Origin of the sequence: Bradyrhizobium guangdongense (genome assembly GCF_004114975.1) — a bacterium.
In the GTDB taxonomy this organism is placed as follows: domain Bacteria; phylum Pseudomonadota; class Alphaproteobacteria; order Rhizobiales; family Xanthobacteraceae; genus Bradyrhizobium; species Bradyrhizobium guangdongense.
Window position 1 is genome coordinate 4,780,585 of sequence record NZ_CP030051.1, and the last position, 22,051, is coordinate 4,802,635.

The 22,051-nt window shown below is 60.9% G+C and carries 18 protein-coding genes and 1 pseudogene; 13 read left to right on the plus strand and 6 right to left on the minus strand.

Annotated features, from left to right (window positions below):
• Window positions 1-182 precede the first annotated feature (182 nt).
• Window positions 183-569 (plus strand): YciI family protein, encoded by a 387-nt coding sequence (locus X265_RS23030; RefSeq protein WP_128966872.1) that lies wholly within the window; start codon window positions 183-185, stop codon window positions 567-569.
• Window positions 570-578: 9 nt separating this feature from the next.
• Here the strand turns inward: X265_RS23030 and X265_RS23035 are convergent, their stop codons facing one another.
• On the minus strand, window positions 579-1,193 hold the full coding sequence (locus X265_RS23035; protein ID WP_128966873.1) for a TMEM175 family protein: 615 nt from the start codon (window positions 1,191-1,193) through the stop codon (window positions 579-581).
• A gap of 124 nt (window positions 1,194-1,317) precedes the next feature.
• Between X265_RS23035 and X265_RS23040 the strand changes: the two genes are divergently transcribed.
• From X265_RS23040 to istB, 7 genes and pseudogenes are all read left to right on the plus strand, one after another.
• Window positions 1,318-3,375 (plus strand): ATP-dependent helicase, encoded by a 2,058-nt coding sequence (locus X265_RS23040; protein WP_128966874.1) that lies wholly within the window; start codon window positions 1,318-1,320, stop codon window positions 3,373-3,375.
• Between the two features lie 56 nt (window positions 3,376-3,431).
• Window positions 3,432-4,412: an NADPH:quinone oxidoreductase family protein gene (locus tag X265_RS23045; protein WP_128966875.1), complete on the plus strand. Its 981-nt coding sequence runs from the start codon at window positions 3,432-3,434 to the stop codon at window positions 4,410-4,412.
• A gap of 96 nt (window positions 4,413-4,508) precedes the next feature.
• Window positions 4,509-5,540, plus strand: coding sequence for an LLM class flavin-dependent oxidoreductase (locus tag X265_RS23050; RefSeq protein WP_128966876.1), 1,032 nt, complete (start codon window positions 4,509-4,511; stop codon window positions 5,538-5,540).
• Between the two features lie 1,017 nt (window positions 5,541-6,557).
• The gene (locus X265_RS40685) at window positions 6,558-8,093 is read left to right on the plus strand and encodes an integrase family protein (protein ID WP_244659392.1); all 1,536 of its coding nucleotides are present in this window, start codon (window positions 6,558-6,560) and stop codon (window positions 8,091-8,093) included.
• A gap of 302 nt (window positions 8,094-8,395) precedes the next feature.
• Window positions 8,396-9,565, plus strand: a complete 1,170-nt coding sequence (locus X265_RS23060) for an ATP-binding protein (RefSeq protein ID WP_128966877.1) — start codon at window positions 8,396-8,398, stop codon at window positions 9,563-9,565.
• Between the two features lie 334 nt (window positions 9,566-9,899).
• Window positions 9,900-11,390: pseudogene (istA, locus tag X265_RS23065) on the plus strand (IS21 family transposase); the annotation flags it as partial.
• Between the two features lie 8 nt (window positions 11,391-11,398).
• Entirely contained in the window at window positions 11,399-12,262 is an 864-nt protein-coding gene (gene istB / locus X265_RS23070) for an IS21-like element helper ATPase IstB (protein WP_128963210.1), read from the plus strand.
• A gap of 179 nt (window positions 12,263-12,441) precedes the next feature.
• On the opposite strand, the gene X265_RS23075 is transcribed toward istB, so the two are convergent.
• On the minus strand, window positions 12,442-12,627 hold the full coding sequence (locus tag X265_RS23075) for a PRC-barrel domain containing protein (RefSeq protein WP_128966878.1): 186 nt from the start codon (window positions 12,625-12,627) through the stop codon (window positions 12,442-12,444).
• A gap of 200 nt (window positions 12,628-12,827) precedes the next feature.
• Here X265_RS23075 and X265_RS23080 point away from each other — a divergent pair, with 200 nt between their 5' ends.
• A complete protein-coding gene (locus X265_RS23080) occupies window positions 12,828-13,115 on the plus strand; it encodes a hypothetical protein (protein WP_128966879.1) in 288 nt (95 codons plus the stop codon).
• A gap of 128 nt (window positions 13,116-13,243) precedes the next feature.
• Here the strand turns inward: X265_RS23080 and X265_RS23085 are convergent, their stop codons facing one another.
• Window positions 13,244-13,804, minus strand: coding sequence for a ZIP family metal transporter (locus tag X265_RS23085; RefSeq protein ID WP_244659303.1), 561 nt, complete (start codon window positions 13,802-13,804; stop codon window positions 13,244-13,246).
• A 276-nt stretch (window positions 13,805-14,080) separates the two neighbouring features.
• Window positions 14,081-14,500, minus strand: a complete 420-nt coding sequence (locus tag X265_RS23090; RefSeq protein ID WP_128966880.1) for an RNA polymerase sigma factor region1.1 domain-containing protein — start codon at window positions 14,498-14,500, stop codon at window positions 14,081-14,083.
• A gap of 276 nt (window positions 14,501-14,776) precedes the next feature.
• Here X265_RS23090 and X265_RS23095 point away from each other — a divergent pair, with 276 nt between their 5' ends.
• The 4 genes from X265_RS23095 to X265_RS23110 all read left to right on the plus strand — a co-directional run bounded on the left by X265_RS23095 (window position 14,777) and on the right by X265_RS23110 (window position 19,367).
• Window positions 14,777-15,151, plus strand: coding sequence for a hypothetical protein (locus X265_RS23095; protein WP_128966881.1), 375 nt, complete (start codon window positions 14,777-14,779; stop codon window positions 15,149-15,151).
• A gap of 404 nt (window positions 15,152-15,555) precedes the next feature.
• Window positions 15,556-16,323 carry a gluconate 2-dehydrogenase subunit 3 family protein gene (locus X265_RS23100; RefSeq protein ID WP_128966882.1) on the plus strand — a complete coding sequence of 256 codons (768 nt, stop codon included), beginning with the start codon at window positions 15,556-15,558 and terminating at the stop codon, window positions 16,321-16,323.
• Window positions 16,324-16,332: 9 nt separating this feature from the next.
• Window positions 16,333-18,099 carry a GMC family oxidoreductase gene (locus X265_RS23105; protein ID WP_128966883.1) on the plus strand — a complete coding sequence of 589 codons (1,767 nt, stop codon included), beginning with the start codon at window positions 16,333-16,335 and terminating at the stop codon, window positions 18,097-18,099.
• 11 nt (window positions 18,100-18,110) lie between these two features.
• Complete coding sequence (locus tag X265_RS23110) at window positions 18,111-19,367, plus strand: c-type cytochrome (protein ID WP_128966884.1); 1,257 nt, start codon at window positions 18,111-18,113, stop codon at window positions 19,365-19,367.
• Window positions 19,368-19,632: 265 nt separating this feature from the next.
• On the opposite strand, the gene cax is transcribed toward X265_RS23110, so the two are convergent.
• Window positions 19,633-20,742: a calcium/proton exchanger gene (gene cax / locus X265_RS23115; protein ID WP_208764255.1), complete on the minus strand. Its 1,110-nt coding sequence runs from the start codon at window positions 20,740-20,742 to the stop codon at window positions 19,633-19,635.
• Window positions 20,743-20,749: 7 nt separating this feature from the next.
• Entirely contained in the window at window positions 20,750-21,796 is a 1,047-nt protein-coding gene (locus X265_RS23120) for an AI-2E family transporter (protein ID WP_128966885.1), read from the minus strand.
• Window positions 21,797-22,051 lie beyond the last annotated feature (255 nt).

Consider the following 22,051-nt stretch of genomic DNA (forward strand, 5'->3'; position numbering starts at 1 on the left):
ACCGTTCTTGTGGCCATCAGTCGCCGCGTCTTCGGACCGCGTTCACCGGCGAAGGCGGCAATCGGGTTTCATGATGGTTTCGTCGCGCAGGCACGATGCATTATTTTGGTGTTTCGGGATTGTCGGCATCGGCCGCGATCATACGTCCTTCGGGCTGCGCGCCCCAAACAAGCGAGGTGAAGATGCTCTACGCGATCCTGGCCTACCACGTGGAAGACGAGCTTCTGGCGTGGACGCCGCAGGAGGACGCCGCTGTCGTGGCCAAAGTCATCGAGGTTCAGGCGCCCCTGAGGGCCAGCGGACACCTCGGACCGGCCGCCCGCCTGGATGGCACGAGAAAGGCCCGCACCTTACGCGGCCCCGGTGGCGGCATCGTGCTGGACGGCCCATTTGCGGAGACCAAAGAACAGCTTCTCGGCTTCCATCTCGTCGAATACGACACCGATGAAGAGGCGATCGCGGCGGCGCGGAAGCTGCGTGCGGTCAATCCGAGTGCGGTCTACGAGATCCGCCCGGTCAAGCTTTACGTGCCTGCCGATGGGTTCGGTGCGACAGCAGCTGACAAGTGAGGATGAAGCCTACGGATTCGGTTCGCCCAACGGTCCATAGAAGCGCCGGATCAGCAGCCCGCCGAAGGCAATGAACCACAGGAAGGGCGCGACCTGGGGCGCAAAGCTCGCGACGATCGTGCCCGGAATGAACACGAGCAGCGGAAACAGGGAGGCAATGGTCTCACGCCCCCAGCCGCCCAGGATCGTCCACCACAGCCAGGCATTGAGGCCGGCAATGGCAGTGAGGTGCAGACCGTAGAGCACGGCAACGGCGCTGCTCACGGTGTAATTGATGTACAGGCCGTTTGTGACCGGCAACAGCACGATCGAGAGCAGGAACAGCAGATTGAGGATCACGACCCCGCGGCTCCCCACGGGTTGACGCGCCAGCCGCCGGTGATGGCTGATCCAGAACAGACCGGCGATGATGAAGCTGAGCGCAAAACCCGCGAGCTTGCCGGAATAGACTTTGGCAAGGTCGCTCCAGTCGGGCACGCTGGCGAACACCGCAGCCTTGGGCAGGTCGTAGGCCAGAAGCGTCATGGCAACACCAAAGATGGTATTGCTGAGCGACTCCAGCCGCCGCATTTCAAACTGTTCGGGCCTGGACTCAGGCTTGGACCCGGGCTTGGGCTCGGTCATGCCGGTGTGCTCCAGGGCTGGAACTTTGGGCCGCCTTTTCCCTAGGTGTTCTCAGCGGTTTCGTCCAGCCGCATTGCGATTCGCGAGCGGATCGCCGATTCTCGGTCTTTCACCGGGGCGATTCGTGGCAACCTATCTGGACACGCTCAATGCGGAGCAGCGCCGCGCCGTGGAGCATGGCGTGGCCGAAGGCACGACCGTGGGCGCCCCCCTGCTCGTCATTGCCGGCGCGGGCTCCGGCAAGACCAACACGCTCGCGCATCGCGTCGCGCACCTGATCGTCGCGGGCGCGGATCCCCGCCGCATCCTGCTGATGACCTTTTCGCGCCGTGCGGCCGCCGAGATGGCCGGACGCGTCGAGCGCATCGCGCGCAAGGTACTGGGCGAGAACAATGCCGCGATCATGCGCGATGCGCTGACCTGGGCCGGCACGTTCCACGGCATCGGCGCCCGGCTGCTGCGCGAACATGCCGAGCGGATCGGCGTCGATCCCGCCTTTACCATCCACGACCGCGAGGATTCCGCCGACCTGATGAACCTGGTGCGGCACGAACGCGGCCTGTCGAAGACCGAGAGCCGCTTTCCGGCCAAGGGCACCTGCCTGTCGGTCTATTCCCGCTGCGTCAACGCCGAGATGGAGATCGAGAAGGTGTTAGGGGCGCATTATCCCTGGTGCACCGGCTGGGCCGCCGAGCTGAAAGGGCTGTTCGCCGCTTACGTCGAGGCCAAGCAGGCCCAGCACGTGCTCGATTACGACGATCTGCTGCTCTACTGGTCGCAGATGATGAGCGACCCGCTCATTGCAGAAGAGATCGGCGGCCGCTTCGACCACGTGCTGGTCGACGAATATCAGGACACCAACCGCCTGCAATCCTCGATCCTCCTGGCGCTGAAGCCCGACGGGCGCGGGCTCACCGTCGTCGGCGACGATGCGCAGTCGATCTATTCGTTTCGCGCGGCCACCGTCCGCAACATCCTGGATTTTCCGCAAAGCTTTTCGCCGCGCGCGGAGATGATCACGCTCGACCGCAATTACCGCTCGACGCAGGCGGTGCTGGCAGCGGCCAACGGCGTCATCGGCCTCGCGCGCGAGCGCTTCACCAAGAACCTGTGGACCGATCGCACCTCCGGACAGAAGCCGCAGCTCGTCACCGTGCACGACGAGGCCGACCAGGCGCGCTACATCGTCGAGGCCGTGCTGGCGAACCGGGAGCAAGGCGCGCTGCTCAAGCACCAGGCGGTGCTGTTCCGGACCTCCTCGCACTCCGGCCCGCTCGAAATCGAGCTGACACGCCGCAACATTCCCTTCGTCAAGTTCGGCGGGCTGAAATTCCTCGACGCCGCGCACGTCAAGGACGTGCTGGCGCTGCTGCGCTTTGCCGAGAACCCGCGCGACCGCGTCGCCGGCTTCCGCATCCTGCATCTGTTGCCGGGCATCGGCCCCGCCACCGCGCAGCGCGTGCTCGACCAGATGGCCGAAAGTCCCAACCCGCTCCATGCGCTGAGCCAACTTCCCGTGCCGCCGCGCACCGGCACCGATTGGACGGAGTTCGTCCGCACCGTCGAGAACCTGCGCTACTCGGAATGGCCTGCGGATCTCGAGCGCGTGCGGCTCTGGTACGAGCCGCATCTCGACCGCATCCACGAGGATTCCGAGACGCGCCGCGCCGATCTGATGCAGCTCGAGCAGATCGCGAGCGGCTATGCCTCGCGCGAGAAATTCCTGACCGAGCTCACGCTCGACCCGCCGGACGCGACCAGCGACAAGTCGGGCCCGCCCTTGCGCGACGAGGACTATCTGATCCTCTCGACCATCCACTCCGCCAAGGGACAGGAGTGGAAGTCGGTATTCCTGCTCAACGTCGTCGACGGCTGCATGCCCTCCGATCTCGGTGCCGGCACCAGCGCCGAAATCGAGGAGGAGCGCCGCCTGCTCTATGTCGCGATGACGCGTGCCAAGGACGATCTGCATCTCGTCGTTCCCCAGCGCTTCTTCGTCCACGGCCAGGCCGCCAAGGGCGACCGTCACGTCTATGCCTCGCGCACGCGCTTCATCCCGGAGCAGCTCGTCTATCTGTTCGAGCGCGCCGCCTGGCCGAAGGTCGCGGCCGGCGCGCCGCGCGCTCCGTCACAGGGTCCGAAGATCGACATCGGCGCACGGATGCGGGGGATGTGGCGGTAGACGCAAGAAACCGGTCTCGGGATCTGCCACGATGCCTGCAACACCAGAGGTCCGAGATGAAAGCCGTCGTCGTCGAACAATATGCGCCTATCGATCAGATCGAGCTGAAGGACGTTCCGTCTCCGCTTTTGGAGCCCGGCCAGTTGCGCATCCGGGTGGAGGCGGCGGGGATCGGCTTTGTCGACGGTTTGAAAATCGAGGGGCGGTATCAGACCAGGGATCCCCTGCCTTTCATTCCCGGCACCGAATTCGCAGGCATCGTGGCCGAAGCGCCAGGCAGCCCGGGCGGCTATGAAGCCGGGATGCGCGTGATGGGCATGACGCGGTCGGGTGCGCTCGCCCAGGAAATCGTCGTCCAGCCTGAGGCGGTTTATCCCTTGCCGGACGGCGTCGCGGCCGAGGTCGCCGCCTCGTTTCGCGCCAATTATCTGACGGCGCTCTACGCGCTGAGCGCCCGCGCCATGTTGTGCGAGGGCGAGCAGTTGCTCGTGCTGGGAGCAGCCGGCGGCACCGGCACCGCGGCCGTGCAGATCGGCAAGCTGCTCGGCGCTCGGGTCATCGCAGCCGCATCGACGCCGGAGAAGCGCGAATTCGCGCGCAGGCACGGCGCGGACGCAGTGATCGATTATACGCAAGCAGACTGGCGTGACACGTTCAAGCAGTTGACGGACGGACACGGTGCCGACGTCATCTTCGACCCCGTCGGCGGCGACATCTCGCTGCAGGCGTTTCGCTCCATCGCCTGGCGCGGGCGCCATCTCGTGGTCGGCTTTGCCGGCGGTGCGATTCCCGCGCTGCCGTTCAATCTGCCGTTGCTAAAAGGCGGCGCCCTGCTCGGCGTCGATCTCGCTCAAATCCCCACACGCGAGCCCGATTTGCAGAAGCGCTTGATGGCGCAGTTGACGGGCTGGCTCGCCGACGGCCGGCTGCAGCCCGTGGTCGGCCACGTCTTCGCGCTCGAGGATTTCCGCGAGGCGTTCAGGACGATGCAGACGCGTGCCGCGCTCGGCAAGATGGTCGTGCGGATCGCGCCGTAGGCCTCACAAACGGAAACCGAGCATTTCCGAATGCCGCCTTGTCGCATGGACGCGGTCCATTAAATCTGGTCGATCCTCCCCACAGAGATCTGATTGATGACCGCACCGCTCGAATTCGGACTGGATACTTTTGGCGACGTCACGAAGGACGCCTCAGGCAGCATGCTTCCGCATGCGCAGGTGATCCGCAATGTCGTCGACGAGGCGGTGCTGGCCGACGAGATCGGCCTCGACTTCATCGGGCTCGGCGAACATCACCGTTCTGATTTTGCGATCTCCTCGCCCGAGACGGTGCTGGCGGCCATCGCGTCGCGCACCAGGCGCATCCATCTCGGCTCGGCCGTGACGGTGCTGAGCTCGGACGATCCCATCCGCGTGTTCCAGCGGTTTGCGACCCTGGACGCGCTCTCAGGCGGCCGTGCCGAGGTGATCCTCGGCCGCGGCTCGTTTACGGAATCCTTTCCGCTGTTCGGCTTCGACCTGCGCAAATACGAGGAGCTGTTCGAGGAGAAGCTCGACCTGTTCGCCGCGTTGCTGTCGCAGAAGCCCGTGACGTGGCAGGGCAAGCTGCGTCCGGCGCTGAAGGATCAGCTGGTCTATCCGCCGGTCGAGCACGGCCCGCTCAAGACCTGGATCGGCGTCGGCGGCAGCCCGCAATCGGTGGTGCGCGCCGCGCATTACGATCTGCCCCTGATGCTCGCGATCATAGGCGGCGACCCGACGCGGTTTGCCCCTTACGTCGATCTCTATCACCGCGCCTTCAAGGAGTTTGGCCGCCCCGCCCAGCAGATCGGCGCGCACTCGCCCGGCTATGTCGCCGAAACCGACGAGCAGGCGCGCGAGGAGCTGTGGCCGGATTACAAGGCGATGCGCGACCGCATCGGTCGCGAGCGCGGCTGGCCTCCGATGGGCCGCGATGAATTCGTCAGCGAGGCCGAGCACGGCTCGCTCTATGTCGGCTCGCCGGAGACGGTCGCACGCAAGATCGCCAAGACCGCGAAGGCGCTCGGGATTGCGCGGTTTCAGTTGAAGTATTCGGCCGGACCGTTGCCGCACGAGAAGCTGATGAAGAGTATCGAGCTCTACGGGCGGAAGGTGGTGCCGATGGTGCGGGAGATGTTGGGGTGAGATACTCGCGCGCACCTTGGTCGGTCTTCGCCCTTGGTTTCGCCGGACACCACGCGCCGCTCTTCAGACATCACGTGGCTGCGCCACGCGTAGCCCGAAGGGCGAAGCGTGGTGGGAAGGCAAGGCTCGAACCTGAAGCCATGAGGCGGCTGATTTATAGTCAAAAACCCCCGCATGGTTCGAGAGACAGGCACTACTATTTACAGTCAGAACCGTCACCCAGTTCATGGACCTTATCGGCCAATTCGCGCGCCTCCATTGTGAGCGAGCCGCTGGAGGCTGCCCCCAATACTGAGAAGCCCTTATCTAAGTGATGAAGGGCCCTAGCGACTGACCCGCGCGTCGCATCGACTACCTCCGTTCGTCATCCGATGATGGTCATGGATCGATGAAAGGCGCCATGCTCTCGTTCGGGCTTTCTCATCAGAAAGCGGGGAAAACTTCAAAGTTGAAACGGGAGGTCCCACCTGAGGCGGTCTTGTAGATCTTTCTGGTTCTACATCTTGTGCGGATGCTGGCCGGCTTCCGTCCGAGTATTGCCATGGAATGCTAACCACGGCCCCCGCGACTCCCCCGGTAAGCGCAATGCCAATCAGTCGCCCAAAGACTACCCAGCGGCGGAAGCCACCTACGTTCCAATCGGCCTCACGGAAAGCGCAGCATCGTGCTCAGAACACCCCAGTTTGCGCTTCCGAATCAGGAAGATTGTGCCTTCGCTGGGAAGCGCGTCATCTCTAAGTTATTGAAAAAATTGGTGGGGGAGGCAGGACTCGAACCTGCGAAGCCATGAGGCGGCTGATTTACAGTTACCCTGGGTCATCAAAATCATCCCCTCCAAATGCAACGATAGGGCAGTGTTTTGCGAAACACTGCCCCAAAGATTCAATGACTTAACCTAGAATCAGCTCCCTCCCCCACTATCGACAGGCCTCATCTTGACTCTGGGTCAACTTGGACATTTTTTGACCCAGGACTGACCCAGCTTTGATCAAAGCTGCTGTTGACCCGGAGTGAAGAGTGCCAGAGTTACTCACCCTCAAAACCGTAAACGCCGCCCTGCGGCATCAGCGGGATGGCAGAAAGCGGTACGACAAGACCGACTCGAAGAGCCATGGATTGCAGCTCCGCGTGAAGCCCACATCAGTCCGTTGGTCAGTACGAGTGATGCTCCACGGCAATCAAAAGCGCTACGACCTCGGCCCGGTTGTCGATGGCGACGAAAGCGTCGGCGGCTTGTGCTTGGAGGACGCTCGCGCCAGAGCCAACACGGTCAGTGAGATGGCCCGCAAAGGGCACAACCCCGAATCCTTCCTCGGCGCCTGTGCGGCCGGGATTTCCGTTGAAACGCACCTGAAGCGCGAGGCGGCCCGTCCAAAACCGTCCTGGTCCTGGCAGCAGGCCAAGAAGGAGTTCCTGGCCGATGTCGCACGCGCGAACCGGGAGGCCACCCACGTGGACTACCGCAAGAAACTCCAACCAGGGGAGCTATCTCGGTTCGACGATCGCATGGTCAATACGATCACGCGGAACGAAATGGCGGAAGCTATAGCTGCGGTCCACGCGCGCGGAGCCGAAGCAATGTCGGAAGGCATGGTGCGGACCATTAAACGCTTTTGGAATTGGCTTGCCGAACCTGTGCGTCAAGACAAGACTAACGTGGCCGATGGGGTGATGACAAAGCTGCAAGCTCCTCAACGTACTCGAGTTGAAATCGGCGAGGAGTTGTTCGATCCAGAGGACGAACGGGGTGACACGCCCCCGGAGATCGAGTTGGGTCGAGCGCTGGTAATTGCGCGTCAAGGGTACTTCCCTAAGCGCATTTCCCTGGGCATTGAGCTTATGCTCGGAACGTGCCAGCGGCGCCGGGCGATCACTGGTGCTAATGAGTCACGCTTCCGAAGTTATATGGAAGCCGAAGCTGAACAGGCCTGGTACGTACCGCCGTATTTCCGCAAGAGCGGAACCAAGCGCGGCAATCGCTCGCATCTCGTACCATGTGTCGGTTTTGCGGCCCGAGCCGTCGATCAGCTTGGTCGAATGCTCGTTTATGACGCCAACTACAATGGCTGGTTATTTCCCGCCGACAAGCGCACCCAGTCAGAACGACCACATGCCGAAGCTGGGCTCTTCAACGACTACTTTTCCATTATGCCAGGCGTGAATTCCTCTCCCCACGGCGTGAGGTACGCCTTCGCCACCTACGGAGAACGAGACCTGGGGTTTCGAAAGGGAGAAGGGTCTCTCATTTTGGACCATCTGGAGGGGGTCGAACCTAACGACGTAACTGGGCAATTCTACTCGTCCGATCCACAAATAGGACGAAAGCGCGAAATGATGCGAGCCTGGGTTGATTGGTGTGACCATTGGGCCATTCGAGCAGCCGAGGAAGATCCCCTTCTTTTAGATCGGGCATACATGGCGGAGATGTTCTATCGCGCCCGATACGGAGAAGAGCGGCTTGAACGCCGGATTGCATACCGCAAGAAGCGGGGTTGGCCTCTGTGGGATGCTGCCTGCGATAAGACGATAGCTCTTTCGCAAGCGGCTGGTTGAGTTCGGCACGAAATGGCGTGCAGCCGATTGCAGCCGTGGGCAAAGTACGTCCCCTTAAGGTACGTCTCCTAATCTGAAGCACGAAAAGGCCCCGTCAGCGATGGCGGGGGCTTTTCGTTTCGGATGTCGCGGGTCGCGGCGAACGTCAATCGATCGGACCTATGTCCTCTTTACCTCGACGTGGGCAAAGTTGGTCCCAGGGTGCAGCGTCCGCCGCGCAATTCCTTTTTGTTCGCGACTATGGGACATTTATACCTCGTTACCATAGTTTATGCTTCCGCTCATATTCGGACCTAGAGGAAATGGCAGCTGGCTTCGTCTTTCATCGGCCAGAGCTTGCCCGCCGGATGGCCGACATTGCGCTTGGAACCGATCCCCTCGCAGGCAACTCAGGCCTTTTCCTTGCCGCACCACGCCGCACCGGGAAAAGCACACTCCTGAAGGCCGACCTTGTGCCCGAGCTCGAAAGTCGTGGCGCCCTTCCGGTTTACGTGGACCTTTGGGCGGATCGTAGCCGGGATCCAGGCGAAGTAATCGCCGAGAAGATCAGGGCGACGATTCAGGATCACGAGTCGGGCATTTTGAAAGTGGCGCGCAAGTCTGGCATGTCGAAGATCGGCATCGGCTCTTGGCTTGCCGTCGATATCGAAAAGATCGGGAGGCCCGGCGGAGCTACGATGGCCGACGCCATCGCCTACCTGAACAAGCGAGCTGGCCGTCCAATCGTATTAATCGTTGACGAAGCCCAACACGCGCTGACTTCTCAGACCAGCGTGACAGCGATGTTCAGTCTGAAATCCGCAAGGGACGCCCTCAACATCGGAGTAGATAGCTCCGATGTTGGCAATGTCCGATTGGGGTTGGTCTTCACCGGCTCCCATCGCGACAAGCTGGCTTCGCTCGTGATTGGAAAGAACCAGCCGTTCTTCGGAGCGTCGGTCACCGACTTCCCTTTGTTGGGCGCCGACTTTGCCGCGGCCTATGCGGATTTCGTAAACACTCGACTCGCAGGGGATCGCCAGATCGATAAAAAGGTGGTCGCGCGGGCGTTCGAGATCGTCGCGTTCCGGCCCGAACTCCTCCAAGCGGCAGTCCGTGAATACGTAACGGGCTCCATCGGAGTGAATGGATCATCGCCTTCCCTCCTCGAACAGGCATACGTCGTCAGAGAGCGCTATTGGCAGGAATTCGATTCTCAATGGACGTCCATGACGCCGCTGCAGAGGGCCGTTCTGCGTCGCATCATCGATCAGGGCGAAAATTATAGGCCGTTCGATGCCGATTCTTTAGCCGCATACTCCGAGAATGCGAACCAGCAAGTCACCGTCCCCGACGCTCAAAGCGCCCTAGACGCGTTGCGGGAGAAAGGACTTGTGATCCGCATGGAGCGAGGTCGATATGCTCTGGATGATACATCGCTCATCGACTGGCTCGCCGACAGGACGACCTACTCTACGCCTCGTCCGAGCTAGTTGATAACCTAACTTCTCAATCGTAGTGGTGCGCTCTCAACGCCCTGATCTGGACGTCCCTTCGCGAGTGCCGTCTCGAGAACACATGGCACGTCATAGGGGACATACTTTGCGCGGCACTTCCGGATTCCGTTGGTCCGCCCCCGATTTGGAATGTGCGATTCCAAGCACTTACAGGGGCCCTGGGGGACGTGCTTTGGGCGTCGCCGAACCGAGCTGCTGTCGTTCGGCCTGCAATATTGACCCCCTAAGCCGGGGGATCGGCGTCCAAAATTGACCCCCTACAGATTGGTCTGTTGCGTTGCCTGCTTTGGAACGAAGCAGGTGGTGGGGGATGCTGATCGTGGAGACGATTGCCCGGATCCGGCGCGAGCACTTCATCAAGGGCAAGACGATCAAGGAGATCGCCCGTGACCTGAAGGTATCGCGGAACACGGTTCGGAAGGTGCTGAGGTCGGGAGAGACCTCCTTCGAGTACGAGCGGCAGGTGCAGCCGCGGCCAAAGCTGGGACGATGGGCAGCAGAGCTTGATGGATTGCTGGCGGCGAACGCGGCTAAATCGGCTCGCGAACAGCTGACGTTGATCCGGATCTTCGAAGAGCTGCGCGGCCGCGGCTATGACGGCGGTTACGATGCGGTGCGGCGTTACGCCAGGCGGTGGAGCAAAGAACGCGGGCAATCGACCGCGGCCGCTTATGTCCCGCTGAGCTTTGCCCCAGGCGAAGCCTACCAGTTCGACTGGAGCCACGAGGTGGTCTTGCTGAGCGGCACCACGGTGATGGTGAAGGCCGCCCATGTCCGGCTCTGTCACAGCCGCATGCTGTTCGTGCGGGCCTATCCGCGGGAGACGCAGGAGATGGTGTTCGACGCCCACGACCGGGCGTTCGCCCTGTTCAAAGGCACCTGCACCCGCGGCATCTATGACAACATGAAGACCGCCGTGGAGACGATCTTCGTCGGTAAAGGGCGTCTCTACAATCGCCGCTTCCTGCAGATGTGCAGTCACTATCTGGTCGATCCGGTCGCCTGCACGCCAGCGTCGGGCTGGGAGAAGGGGCAGGTCGAGAACCAGGTCGGGCTGGTGCGAGAACGCTTCTTCACGCCGCGGCTGCGGTTCAAAAACCTCGACGAGTTAAACGCCTGGCTGCTCGACAAATGCATCGCCTACGCCAAGGCTCATCGCCATCCGGAGCTGGTCGATCAGACGATCTGGGACGTGTTCGAAGCCGAACGCCCCAATCTCGTTCCCTATGCCGGCCGCTTCGACGGCTTCCATGCGGTGACGGCATCGGTCTCGAAGACCTGCCTGGTGCGCTTCGACAACAACAAGTACTCGGTCGCAGCCAGCGCAGTCGGACGCCCCGTCGAGGTTCAAGCCTATGCCGATCGCATCGTGATCCGTCAGGATGGACGCATCGTTGCCGAGCACCCGCGATCCTTTGGCCGCGGCGATACCGTCTACGACCCCTGGCATTATGTGCCGGTGCTCGCCCGCAAACCCGGCGCCTTGCGTAATGGTGCTCCCTTCAAAGACTGGGTGCTGCCGGCCGCGATCGAGCGGATCCGGCGCAAGCTTGCCAGCACCGACGATGGCAATCGGCAGATGGTCGACATCCTCAACGCGGTGCTGACTGACGGTCTGCCCGCGGTGGAAGCGGCCTGTGCCGAAGCGCTCAGTCACAGCGTCCATTCCGCCGATGTCGTGCTCAATATCCTGGCCCGTCAACGCGAACCCGCCCCACCGGCCAACATCATGACGCCGGCCGCACTGACGCTCCGTCATGCACCGATCGCCGATTGTGCTCGCTACGACAACCTCCGGAGGACCATCTGATGGAACGAACCCAAATCTTCGACCTCATGGGCGAACTCAAGCTCTACGGCATGAAGGCTGCCTTCGACGAGATCATGGCGACTGCCGTCAAGCGCCAGCACGAACCTCAGCGCATTGTCGGCGACCTGCTCAACGCCGAGATCAACGAGAAGCAAGCCAGGTCGATCAAATACCAGCTCACCATTGCCAAGCTGCCGCTCGCCAAGGACATCGCCGACTTCCAGTTCGACGGCACGCCGATCAATCAGACTCTCGTCAATGATGTCGCTGGCGGCGGCTTCATCGCCCAACAACGCAACGTCGTGCTGGTTGGCGGCACTGGCACAGGCAAAACCCACCTGGCCATCGCCATCGCCAGAAGCTGCATCCGATCCGGTGCCCGCGGCCGCTTCTTCAACGTAGTCGACCTCGTCAATCGCCTCGAGACCGAGACCCGCAACGGACGGCAAGGACGGCTCGCCGAGCATCTGACCCGGATGGACTTCATCGTGCTGGATGAACTCGGCTATTTGCCCTTCGCGCAGTCCGGTGGCCAGCTTCTCTTCCACCTCGTCAGCCGGCTCTATGAGCGCGCCTCCGTCATCGTGACCACCAATCTCGCCTTCGGCGAATGGCCGAGCGTGTTCGGCGACGCCAAAATGACCACCGCGCTGCTCGACCGATTGACCCATCACTGCGACATCGTCGAGACCGGCAACGATAGCTGGCGGTTCAAGAGTCGAGACGACGATCACGCCACCCGCGCTCGTCTCGCCTCCGCTATCCCGGCCAGCTCCGACGAGACGAGCGCTACCAGCAAAACCCGCCGCACGAAGGGGTCAAAATTGGACGCCGATGAGGGGTCAAATTTGCAGGCCGATTGACAGTCACCTCCACGATAGTGGACACTTTGCCGAACGACTCCCCCCTGTAGGGTCAACCAGCACCCGGTGCATCCGTTTCTAGGCGGCGCGGCTCGCTCGGGCGGCTTCAATCCCGGCGATCGCTGGTCGATATCGGGCGCCGGCCGGGGGCAAAAGCCGCGCCGACCAACAGCCCGCGGTCATCTCTCGATGTTCTTAATCATTGAGATGGGCCATCGACCATCATGTCCAACTATGGATATGCGCAGTCCATGAATATCGTCGAGAGAAAGGTGCTCGATCGAACCTGCCTTGCCGTCCGTCAAAATGACGGTGCGTCCGATCAGCTCTTCCTCCGCTTCATTCAGCTCGGCAAGGATCCTCATAGCTCGCCGAGCACCCGTTACCGATGCGCTCATTTGGTAAGAATGGGCACAACGGGTCGGCGTTCCACAAATGCACCATAGCAAGTTGTCATTGAAACCTTGTCGCCGGGCCCCCGTTGGCACTTATGGATGACCGCTTACACCGAGACCGCGTCTCAAGATCTTCTCCTACTCCAGCCGCCGAGTTCAATCCGCACGGAGTGATTGAGACCACCGAGCAGCTCCGCATCGCAATCGATCAGGGGTATGCCGGGGACAAGGTGGACGCGATTGACCCGGCAGCGGCGCCGCTTGGCACCGACGACGAAGCGGGAGGAACGTCGGACACGCCTGCTCAAGTCCGACTGGCAGCGGCACAGGAGTTACGCGCCAGGGCCGACGAGGATGGTCAAAGAACATCGGGCATTGGCTCTGCATGGTGGCTTATCGGATTTGTCGTCTTCACCGGATTAGCGATCGTCGCATCCCTAGTCTGGGTCATGTCATAATACAAGCTGCGCAAGACCCTTCGAGTTGCGTTTGCTCGTCCAGCAGATGCGAAACGCTTGCGTTGAGCTTTTACTAATTGAACGCTCGCGCTTCACATTTTGTTCGCCGTCAGCGGCCCACGTTGGCTCTAATTTCCTGTCTCAGATAGCGAAAACGCCACCAGAAGCCCGATCACCACGAGTACGCCGGTTAGCTTCTGTTCCTCCCCAATTGCTTCGGGGATCATAGTGTTTACGAGCATAGTAAGCAGTGCCCCCGCAGCGACTGCATTGACACCGGCTATGAGTTGCGGAGACGCTCCGCGCAGGAATGCGGCTCCAACCAGTGAACTCAGGCCGGAAAGTAAAGCGATGGAAAGCCACAATCCGAAGATATAGCCCGCACTTCGGCCCGCGTTACGCATGCCAACTGCACTCGAAAGCCCTTCTGGGAAATTGGACAGAAAGATCGCTGCGAACATTGCAACGCTTACGCCTTTTCCACCGAGCAGCGACAATCCGAGCACAACGCTTTCAGGTATTCCGTCCAAGAGAGAGCCAATTGCGATCGCGATGCCGCCGCCCTTGCCTGCTTGCTCCTGTTGATGGTCCGACTGCTTACGGTGGTGCCCCCCCCACGTGCCGACACGAGATAATCGGCTGCCGCTTATGCTATCGAACCAAAGAGCGCTCCCACCACAATCGGCCATATGCCTCCTTCCTGGTAGCCATATTCGAGCAAATCGTAAGCTACGGCCGAGATCAGCACACCGCATCCAAACGACATGATGGAAGCATTGGCCCATCTGGGCATTGTTGCAAGGTAGGCGAGCGCGGCCCCCAGCACTAACGATGACGCTCCGAGCAAACCCCAGAGGCCGGCACTCAACCATACGGGCACTTAGCATCTCCGACGAGGTTCGATCCAGCGTTGACCGATGAACCGGAAGGGCATCCAGTACAGCGAAGCAATGTCGTTTTCGCACTCACCTCAAGACCCACACGAGAACTGCGATTACGGCGCAGACAATCAGGCCAGCCACGAAGACGGAAAGCGTGGCGAACCTGCGCTGAGCCGACGGAGCGCTCTGAAGGCGTTGTTGGGGGATATCCCGGCGCGGGTAATCCAGTGCGCCGCTGTCCGCCTTCAAACTGCGCACCCGCCGGCTCGGTGCTGCGGCCTCTCGAACTTCCGGCGCGGAGCGCGGTGGCGGGGCCAGCAAATCCGGATTCAGCGTGACCTCAACGCCCTGATCTTCCAAGTAGGCGATGGTCCTTGCTAGCTCTTCGTCAGACATCCGGTCGATCGGAAGAGCTTCTCGGAGATCCTGCGTAGCCAGTTCCCCTTGGCGCCGCCCTAACTCGACGAGCCTAGCTAGAGAGCCGTTCGCCCATGACAGATGCATGTTGCTCCTCCTCGATCCGCCCCGTCGCAGCGCTTAGCCGGTTCAGCCATTATCAACGCAAACGGTAGATGGCGGTTCGTTGCCTTTGTGCGCTAGAGGACTGAATCCAATCGCTTTGGCCGCGGCGTACCAACCCGCTGGCCCGCGCAGCCAAAGCTCAACTGCGGCTCTGTTCGCTGTCGTACCAGCTCTCGCTCGATCTGCCGCCGTACCGTCGGAACGCTACGCCGCCTCTGTCGCTATATCCGCGTCTACTCCTCAAGAAAGGACCTGCACATGAAGAGAATGCTCGTAGCGGCCTCTGCGCTCGCCGCCGTTTCCCTGGCAACGCCAGCTCTTGCTCAGAGCGCAACGACAACTTCGCCCCAAGCCTCATCGCAGCCGTCCAACGGCTCAAAGCAAGATCTCGCCGCCGCGCAGCAGATTCAGCGGGATCTGAAGAACGCCGGCTTCACGGACGTGAAGGTTGTGGCCGAGTCCTTCGTCGTTCAGGCGAAGTCGAAGGACGGAAATCCGGTCGTGATGACCATCGGTCCGCACGGCATGTCCGTGTTCGAGGCAATGAACGCAAACGCTTCGGGCTCAAGTTCAGGAAGCTCGTCACAAGGCACGACCGGTTCGAGCTCGTCGCACCAAGGCACATCCAAGTAGGGTGAGCCGGCCTGGTCTTGAGGCTGGCCACATTCGGAAGGAGCGTGACATGAGGCGACTGGCGTGGCGGAGGGCTCAGCGGCCGGCAAAGCGCCGGCGCCGGACCTGTGACGAGCCGGTCGCCCCGCTTCCGCATCGATTGAAGCAACTTGCCGAGCGAGCCAGGCGTGACGCTGCAGAGCTCCCGCCTGGCAAGGAACGAGAGGACTTTCTGCTCAAGGCAACCCAGGCAGATAATGTCCTGGAGTTTGTACGCTTGCTGCGGCGTTGAGCTTCGGCAAGCGCCCGGGGCCGGCGTGGCTGTGCGCAATCGTACCGACTTTCGAGCCTCGCCAGACGTCGCGCGCGAACCGGGGGCATCCCAAGTTGTTGATGCGGCCATAACACGAGATGGGTGCCTAGCGATGCAGAGGTCAGAACAAGGGGGAAATTCCAGGCTCAGCCGGCGCCACCTACTCACCGCAGGACTGGCGGCGGGCTCCTCGCTGGCGCTTCCTTCGGGCAGCTCGAGAGCCGACACAATCTCGCAGCAAATGCCCTGGGCGCCGGGAGAGGCCGACAACCCTACGCCAGTGTCCGGCGGCGGGTATCAGTACCTCACGCACGACGAAGTTGCTTGGCTCGATGCAGCTGTCTCCCGATTGATACCAAAGGATGAGCTTGGGCCTGGCGCGGAAGAACTCGGGGTGACCCTCTTTATTGACCGTCAGCTCGCGGGTGCCTATGGACGGGCCGAGCGGTGGTATATGGGGGGCCCCTGGGGAAAAGGTACAGACACTCAGGGTTACCAGTCCAGGATGACGCCTGCGCAATTGTACCGAGTGGGTATCAAAGCCGTCGACGCGTATTGTCGAAGTGAGTTCGGCGGCAAACCCTTCGCGGAGCTTGACGCCGAACAGCAGGACGAAGTGCTGGGAGCACTCGAGCACGGAAAAGCCAAGCTTCAACAGATCGACGCCAAGACATTTTTCAAACAGCTTCTCCTTAACACCCAAGAAGGATATTTCGCCGATCCCTTGTACGGCGGAAACAAGGACATGGCCGCCTGGAAGATGATCGGCTTTCCGGGAGCTCGCTATGATTATCGGGATTTCGTCAGCAAGCATGGCCAGCCCTACCCTTTGCCGCCTGTCTCGATTTACGGGCGGTCCGAGTGGATCCGGAAAGGATAGGGGTTGCCGATGGCTACGAAGCTTCCTACCGTCGATGCGCTTCTCGTCGGTTTTGGATGGACCGGAGCCATCCTCGGTCAGGAACTGACCGATGCCGGGTTGAATGTGCTGGCACTCGAGCGAGGCGGCTGGCGCGATACAGCGACCGACTTTGCCACATCCTTCATCCAAGACGAACTTCGGTTCTACTACCGGCACGAGCTCTTCCAAGAGCCGGCCCGTGAGACACTGAGTTTTAGAAACTCAACAATTGAAGTCGCTCTTCCCATGCGACAACTCGGCTCCTTTCTTCCGGCCTCGGGCGTGGGTGGAGCAGGAATTCATTGGAACGGGCAGAACTGGCGTTTCCTGCCGAGCGATTTCCTGACGCGCAGCCACAATACTGAACGCTACGGTGCTGCCGCTATCCCGGACACGATGACAGTGCAGGATTGGGGCGTCACCTACGACGATCTTGAGCCCTATTACGATAGATGGGAGCATCTCTGCGGCATCTCGGGCAAAGCGGGTAACATTAAGGGTCAGATTCAACCGGGCGGAAACCCGTTCGAGGGCCCCAGAAGCAGGGACTTTCCCAATCCGCCGATGGAGATGACATACGGCCCAACACTGTTCGCACAGGCCGCCAGAGACATCGGGTTGAAGCCCTTCCCTGCTCCCTCGGCGAACATGTCTCGCGCCTACACCAATCCTCTGGGCGTGCAACTGGGCCCATGTACGTATTGCGGTTTCTGCGAGAAGTTTGGCTGTGGCAACTACTCTAAGGCAAGCCCGCAGACCACGATCTTGCCAGTTCTGCTTCGAAAGAAGAACTTTACGCTCAAGACCGAATGCGAGGTCATCAAGATCAACTTGGACAGCGACAAGAAACGGGCGGTCAGCGTCACCTATATCGACACGCAGGGTGAGGAATACGAGCAGCCTGCCGAGTTGATCATCCTGAGCGCCTTCGTCCTTCACAACGTGCATTTGCTCCTGCTGTCCGGGATCGGCACGCCCTACGACCCGAACACCGGAAGGGGAACGCTCGGCAAGAACTACGCATATCAGATCGTCTCCAGCGTCGACGTATTCTACGACGACAAGATCTTGAACCCGTTTATCGGCGCGGGCGCGCTCGGCATGGTCGTCGACGAATTCAATGGGGACAATTTCGATCACACCAATCTGGGCTTCATTGGCGGCGGCTATATCGCCTGCTGGAACACGAATGGTCGGCCCATCGAGACCCACCTTGTTCCAGACGGTACTCCCAAATGGGGCGCCACGTGGAAGAAGGCCGTCGTAGAAAACTACCTGAAATCGATGTCGCTCGCCACCCACGGCTCGGTCATGAGCCATCGGGGAAATTACCTCGATCTGGATCCGACTTACCGCGATTTCCTTGGTCGGCCGCTGATGCGAATGACCTTCGATTTCACGGAGAACGAGCACAAGATGTCGGACTTCCTGACGGGGAAGACCACGGAGATCGCCCGAGCACTGAAAGCGCGGGAAATCAGAAGCAACCCGCGAAAGGGCCATTACGACATCACGCCGTACCAGACCACGCATAACACGGGGGGAGCCATCATGGGCTCAAATCCGCAGGAGAGCGTACTCAACAGGTACCTGCAACACTGGGATGTCTCAAACCTCTTTGTGATGGGCTCATCGGCGTTTCCGCAGAACGCGGGGTACAACCCCACGGGCACGGTTGCGGCGCTGGCACTCTGGTCGGCAAACGCAATCAAGACGCAATATCTGAAAACTCCGGGACCGTTGGTCCAGCCATGAGGAGACGGAACATGTCCCTTGCGGTCCACAGAGTGGCATGGCCTCTTTCCTGCTGTATTCTCGCGCTGAGCCTGTTCTCGTTGCCCGTCCAGAGCGAGCAGTTTTCATTCGGTCAAGTCGAGCGCGGGCGCTATCTGGCGACGGCAGGAGATTGCGAAGCCTGCCACACGACCCCAGGCGGCAAGCCATTTGCCGGCGGCCGCGCAATCCCGACCCCATTCGGAACGATCTATTCGGCCAACATCACCCCAGACCGCAAGACTGGCATCGGCGATTGGTCCGATGATCAGTTCTATCGCGCGCTCCATCAGGGCATTGCTGCCGACGGGAGCTACCTCTACCCTGCCTTTCCATACCCGTGGTACACGAAGGTCACGCGCGAGGATTCCGATGCGCTCAAGGCATTCCTGAGCTCGCTTGAGCCCATCAGCAATTCACCACCGCCGAACAAGCTTGATTGGCCGCTCAATGACCGCGTGGTGATGAAGGGCTGGAACGAACTGTTCTTCCACGAGGGGACCTTCAAACCAAACAGCCAAAAATCGCCCCAATGGAATCGGGGCGCGTACCTGGTCGAAGGGCTCGGCCACTGCGGAGCCTGCCACACTCCGACCAACGTGCTCGGCGCTGCTAAGACAGCCTCGGCCCTCCACGGCGGCACACTGCAGGACTGGTTCGCCCCGAATCTCACTGGAGACGTGAGATCCGGTCTCGGCAGCTGGAGCGTCGATGAGATCACCACCTTCCTGAAGACCGGACGCAACTCGCGAACCGTGGCCTACGGCCCGATGTCCGAAGTCATTACATTCTCGACCTCCAAGCTGAACGACGATGATCTGAAGGCGATCGCAACGTACCTCAAGGATGTCCCGAAAGGCGAAGGCTCCGAAGACAACGCAACCAAGCCGGCCGAAGCGTCTTTAAAAGCGGGCAGAGCCCTCTACGTCGACAATTGCTCAGGCTGTCACCATATCAACGGCGAGGGTGTGCCCGCCATGTTCCCCCGCCTGCAAGGTAATAGCACTGTCCAGGACCGCGATCCGACCACGATCGTAAGGCTCATTCTGAACGGCGCGCATGCCGCAACCACCGATGCGCGCCCCACCCAAGTATCGATGCCGGCGTTCGATTGGAAGCTTTCGGATCAACAGGTCGCGGACCTCGCGACTTACGTCAGGAGCGCCTGGGGTAATTCTGCAGCTCCCGTACCCGCCTCCAAAGTAAAGGATCTGCGCAGTCTGGCAGCCGGCGATCGCAGCGAAAAATGACGTCTCTAGCTTAGGAAAGCAATATGAACCGTGTGAAGAGTTCTTGGGCCATCATTTCCGCCGTGATTCTAGCGTCGACGGCAGCCGCCTATGCAGCGAAGGATAAATCCAAGAGACACCTGGGATCGCTGCACATCAGGCCACCCAGGGCGCGTTCAAGCGTGACCGCAAGATCACGAGGCACATCCTCCGGAGTGAGCACGAAGAGCGCGCGGACGGGTCCCGTCGCTTGCGCTGATCTGTCGTCTCGCTCGTGATGCGAATGTCAGGCCGGCCTGATGAAGAAGAAGCCAAGCCCGATTAGAACATAGACGCCCACGAGCAGCAGGCCCTCGAACCAGGTCGTCTCCCCGTCCCGGGCGACGGCGTTGACGATGAACGCGGTACTGGCAATCGCAAACAGATGCAGCGGGTTCACGAAGACGAGGGTCATCGGCTTTGCCATGAATGCCGAGATGAATACCAGCAGGGGCACGACCACGAGCACAAGCTGGATCGCGGATCCTATGCAAATGTTCAACGCAAGCGCCATTTGGTCTCGATGGGCAAACCACCCTGCTGCAAAAATGTCCCCGCTGGTGCCGACGAGCGCCAATACAATCACTCCAAGGAATTCTGGCGTCATTCTCAGGATCGCCGCAGTCGGGATCAGCACATCGGAGATGAATTCCGATTCCAGAGCGATGACCACAGTGCATGTGACGATGACCCCAAGCGATACGCCGAGCCCCCACGTCGGGGCGGCATCGGCCTCCTCGTCCGCAAAGACGTCGCGATGGGTGACCAACGTATATCCGAGATTTCCCGCGTAGAGCAACAGCAGCACGATCGACGCGCCTAGGCTCAACTCCTCGTCGGTGATGCGAACGTCGCGCAGATGGCCCTGTCGAGCCGTATAGTCGAAGATGGCCGGCAGCAACAATGCGATCACTGACAGGATCAGGAGAGTTGAAAGAAGGCCGGCTTTCGCTGGCTTCAATGTTTGCCGCTGCCGAGAGAGGCCGCCTATCAGGATGGCAATTCCCAACCCAAGAAGGCTCGTGCCTATGATCGAGCCCGTGATCTGGGCCTGAACAACCGCCATGTGGCCGCTCGCAACGACGAACAGCCCCAGCACGAGTTCAGCAACGCTGCCCAGCGTAACCATGATGAGGCCGCCGACCGTTGCACCTGCGTGTCTCGCCAATTGCTCCGTCCCGCGGCGGATCCACTCCGCGAGAACCGCTACCGCGGCGGCGCTGGTCACAAATCGCAACCACGGAGGCGCTCCAATGAACGTCAGCACTAACGAGACCGGCACCAGCGCAAGCAAGGACATGAGTGCCATTGAAGGTCGGGCATGTTCGGTTGCAGCGCATGTCTTGCCCACCACCATAAATGCCTCAATTACCATCCGGGATAGCGTCTATCAGGCGAGACCCGCCGTTGTGAGTGGTCGGCTTGCCCTCCCGCTGCTCGTCAGGCGCGGTTCCCTCAAAGACGGCATAGATCATAACGCTTATCGGAGCCGCGAACACCACTCCGGGCAGTCCGAAGAAGCTGCCCACCGCCAGAATACCGAACAGCATGATCGCAGGAGGAATTGCGACGAGCCGCCGCTGTATGATGGGGAGCAGGACGCTCCCCTCGATCTGCTGAATGGCAATGTAGGCCAGTATGGTCCAGACCAGAGGCGAGCCCCCCTGAGCGGTAGCGACAAGTAGCGCTGGAGCCGCGGCAATGAAGGGACCTAGGTACGGAATAAACTCAGCAAGTCCGGCGATGACACCCAACGCCAGTGGCGACGGCAATCCGATCAGCCAGGCCGCGAACGTGGTGAGCATGCTCACGATCAGCATCTGCACTGCCTGTCCGACGCTCCAGAGCTCGAGCGACTGCACGATGTGCTGTATCGTGGCTTCGACAGTCCTTCTGGATCTTCGAGGCACCACGTTGCGGAGTTCAAGGCGATAGACGGCGGGCTGAGCCGCGATATATGCACCCATCGCGATCATGACCACTAACGAGGCCAGGACGTTGGCGCTGACGCTGACAATGCTGCCGGCCCAGCTGGTGAGGGACAGCTGGCTGGTATCGATATGCTTCAGCAGCGCAGCGCCCCACGTCGAATGCTGCAGCGCGGTTCCGATGCCTTTGGCTGCGATATCCGCGCGCTCGATCACATCTACCATTTCGCCCGAGAGAGTCGTGCCGAACATGTACGCGGCTGCGCCGACCAGGGCGAATACAGCGATCAACGTCAATCCGATCGTTGCAGCTCGCGGAATTCCGCACCAGCGCAGCGGCTTGCTGACGATATCGAGCAAGATAGCCAGGAGCAGCGCGCCGACCGCTACCAGCAGGACCAAACGAAAGTACCACAGCAGGAATGGAATCGTCGCGATTCCCACCGTGATCGCGACGCGTTTTGCAAATTCGGCAGTATCCATCGGCCGGTCCGCTCGAGTTCTGATTATGACATGTTTCTCGTCAGGCAGGCCGGGGCAGGAGGGACGGCCAAGCCGGTCGACCAATTCGGCTACGAGCACGCATGCTGGCCGGCGCCCTCGCCCGGTGCCGCAAGGAGGTTGCGGCGGCAGTCAGGCAACCAGAGACGTATGCCGCAAGCTCATGCATCGCTCATCCTAATTCAGTACGGATGCAACGATGGGTAACCAACTTGCGTTCCGAGGAGTCGAGATATG

What these genes read in the sequence shown, in the direction of transcription:
- X265_RS23030 (WP_128966872.1), top strand. Translation starts at nt 183, where the DNA reads ATGCTCTACGCGATCCTGGCCTACCACGTGGAAGACGAGCTTCTGGCG.
- X265_RS23035 (WP_128966873.1), bottom strand. Translation starts at nt 1,193, where the DNA reads ATGACCGAGCCCAAGCCCGGGTCCAAGCCTGAGTCCAGGCCCGAACAG.
- X265_RS23045 (WP_128966875.1), top strand. Translation starts at nt 3,432, where the DNA reads ATGAAAGCCGTCGTCGTCGAACAATATGCGCCTATCGATCAGATCGAG.
- X265_RS23050 (WP_128966876.1), top strand. Translation starts at nt 4,509, where the DNA reads ATGACCGCACCGCTCGAATTCGGACTGGATACTTTTGGCGACGTCACG.
- X265_RS23060 (WP_128966877.1), top strand. Translation starts at nt 8,396, where the DNA reads ATGGCAGCTGGCTTCGTCTTTCATCGGCCAGAGCTTGCCCGCCGGATG.
- istB (WP_128963210.1), top strand. Translation starts at nt 11,399, where the DNA reads ATGGAACGAACCCAAATCTTCGACCTCATGGGCGAACTCAAGCTCTAC.
- X265_RS23075 (WP_128966878.1), bottom strand. Translation starts at nt 12,627, where the DNA reads ATGAGGATCCTTGCCGAGCTGAATGAAGCGGAGGAAGAGCTGATCGGA.
- X265_RS23085 (WP_244659303.1), bottom strand. Translation starts at nt 13,804, where the DNA reads ATGGCCGATTGTGGTGGGAGCGCTCTTTGGTTCGATAGCATAAGCGGC.
- X265_RS23090 (WP_128966880.1), bottom strand. Translation starts at nt 14,500, where the DNA reads ATGCATCTGTCATGGGCGAACGGCTCTCTAGCTAGGCTCGTCGAGTTA.
- X265_RS23095 (WP_128966881.1), top strand. Translation starts at nt 14,777, where the DNA reads ATGAAGAGAATGCTCGTAGCGGCCTCTGCGCTCGCCGCCGTTTCCCTG.
- X265_RS23100 (WP_128966882.1), top strand. Translation starts at nt 15,556, where the DNA reads ATGCAGAGGTCAGAACAAGGGGGAAATTCCAGGCTCAGCCGGCGCCAC.
- X265_RS23105 (WP_128966883.1), top strand. Translation starts at nt 16,333, where the DNA reads ATGGCTACGAAGCTTCCTACCGTCGATGCGCTTCTCGTCGGTTTTGGA.
- X265_RS23110 (WP_128966884.1), top strand. Translation starts at nt 18,111, where the DNA reads ATGTCCCTTGCGGTCCACAGAGTGGCATGGCCTCTTTCCTGCTGTATT.
- cax (WP_208764255.1), bottom strand. Translation starts at nt 20,742, where the DNA reads ATGGTGGTGGGCAAGACATGCGCTGCAACCGAACATGCCCGACCTTCA.
- X265_RS23120 (WP_128966885.1), bottom strand. Translation starts at nt 21,796, where the DNA reads ATGGATACTGCCGAATTTGCAAAACGCGTCGCGATCACGGTGGGAATC.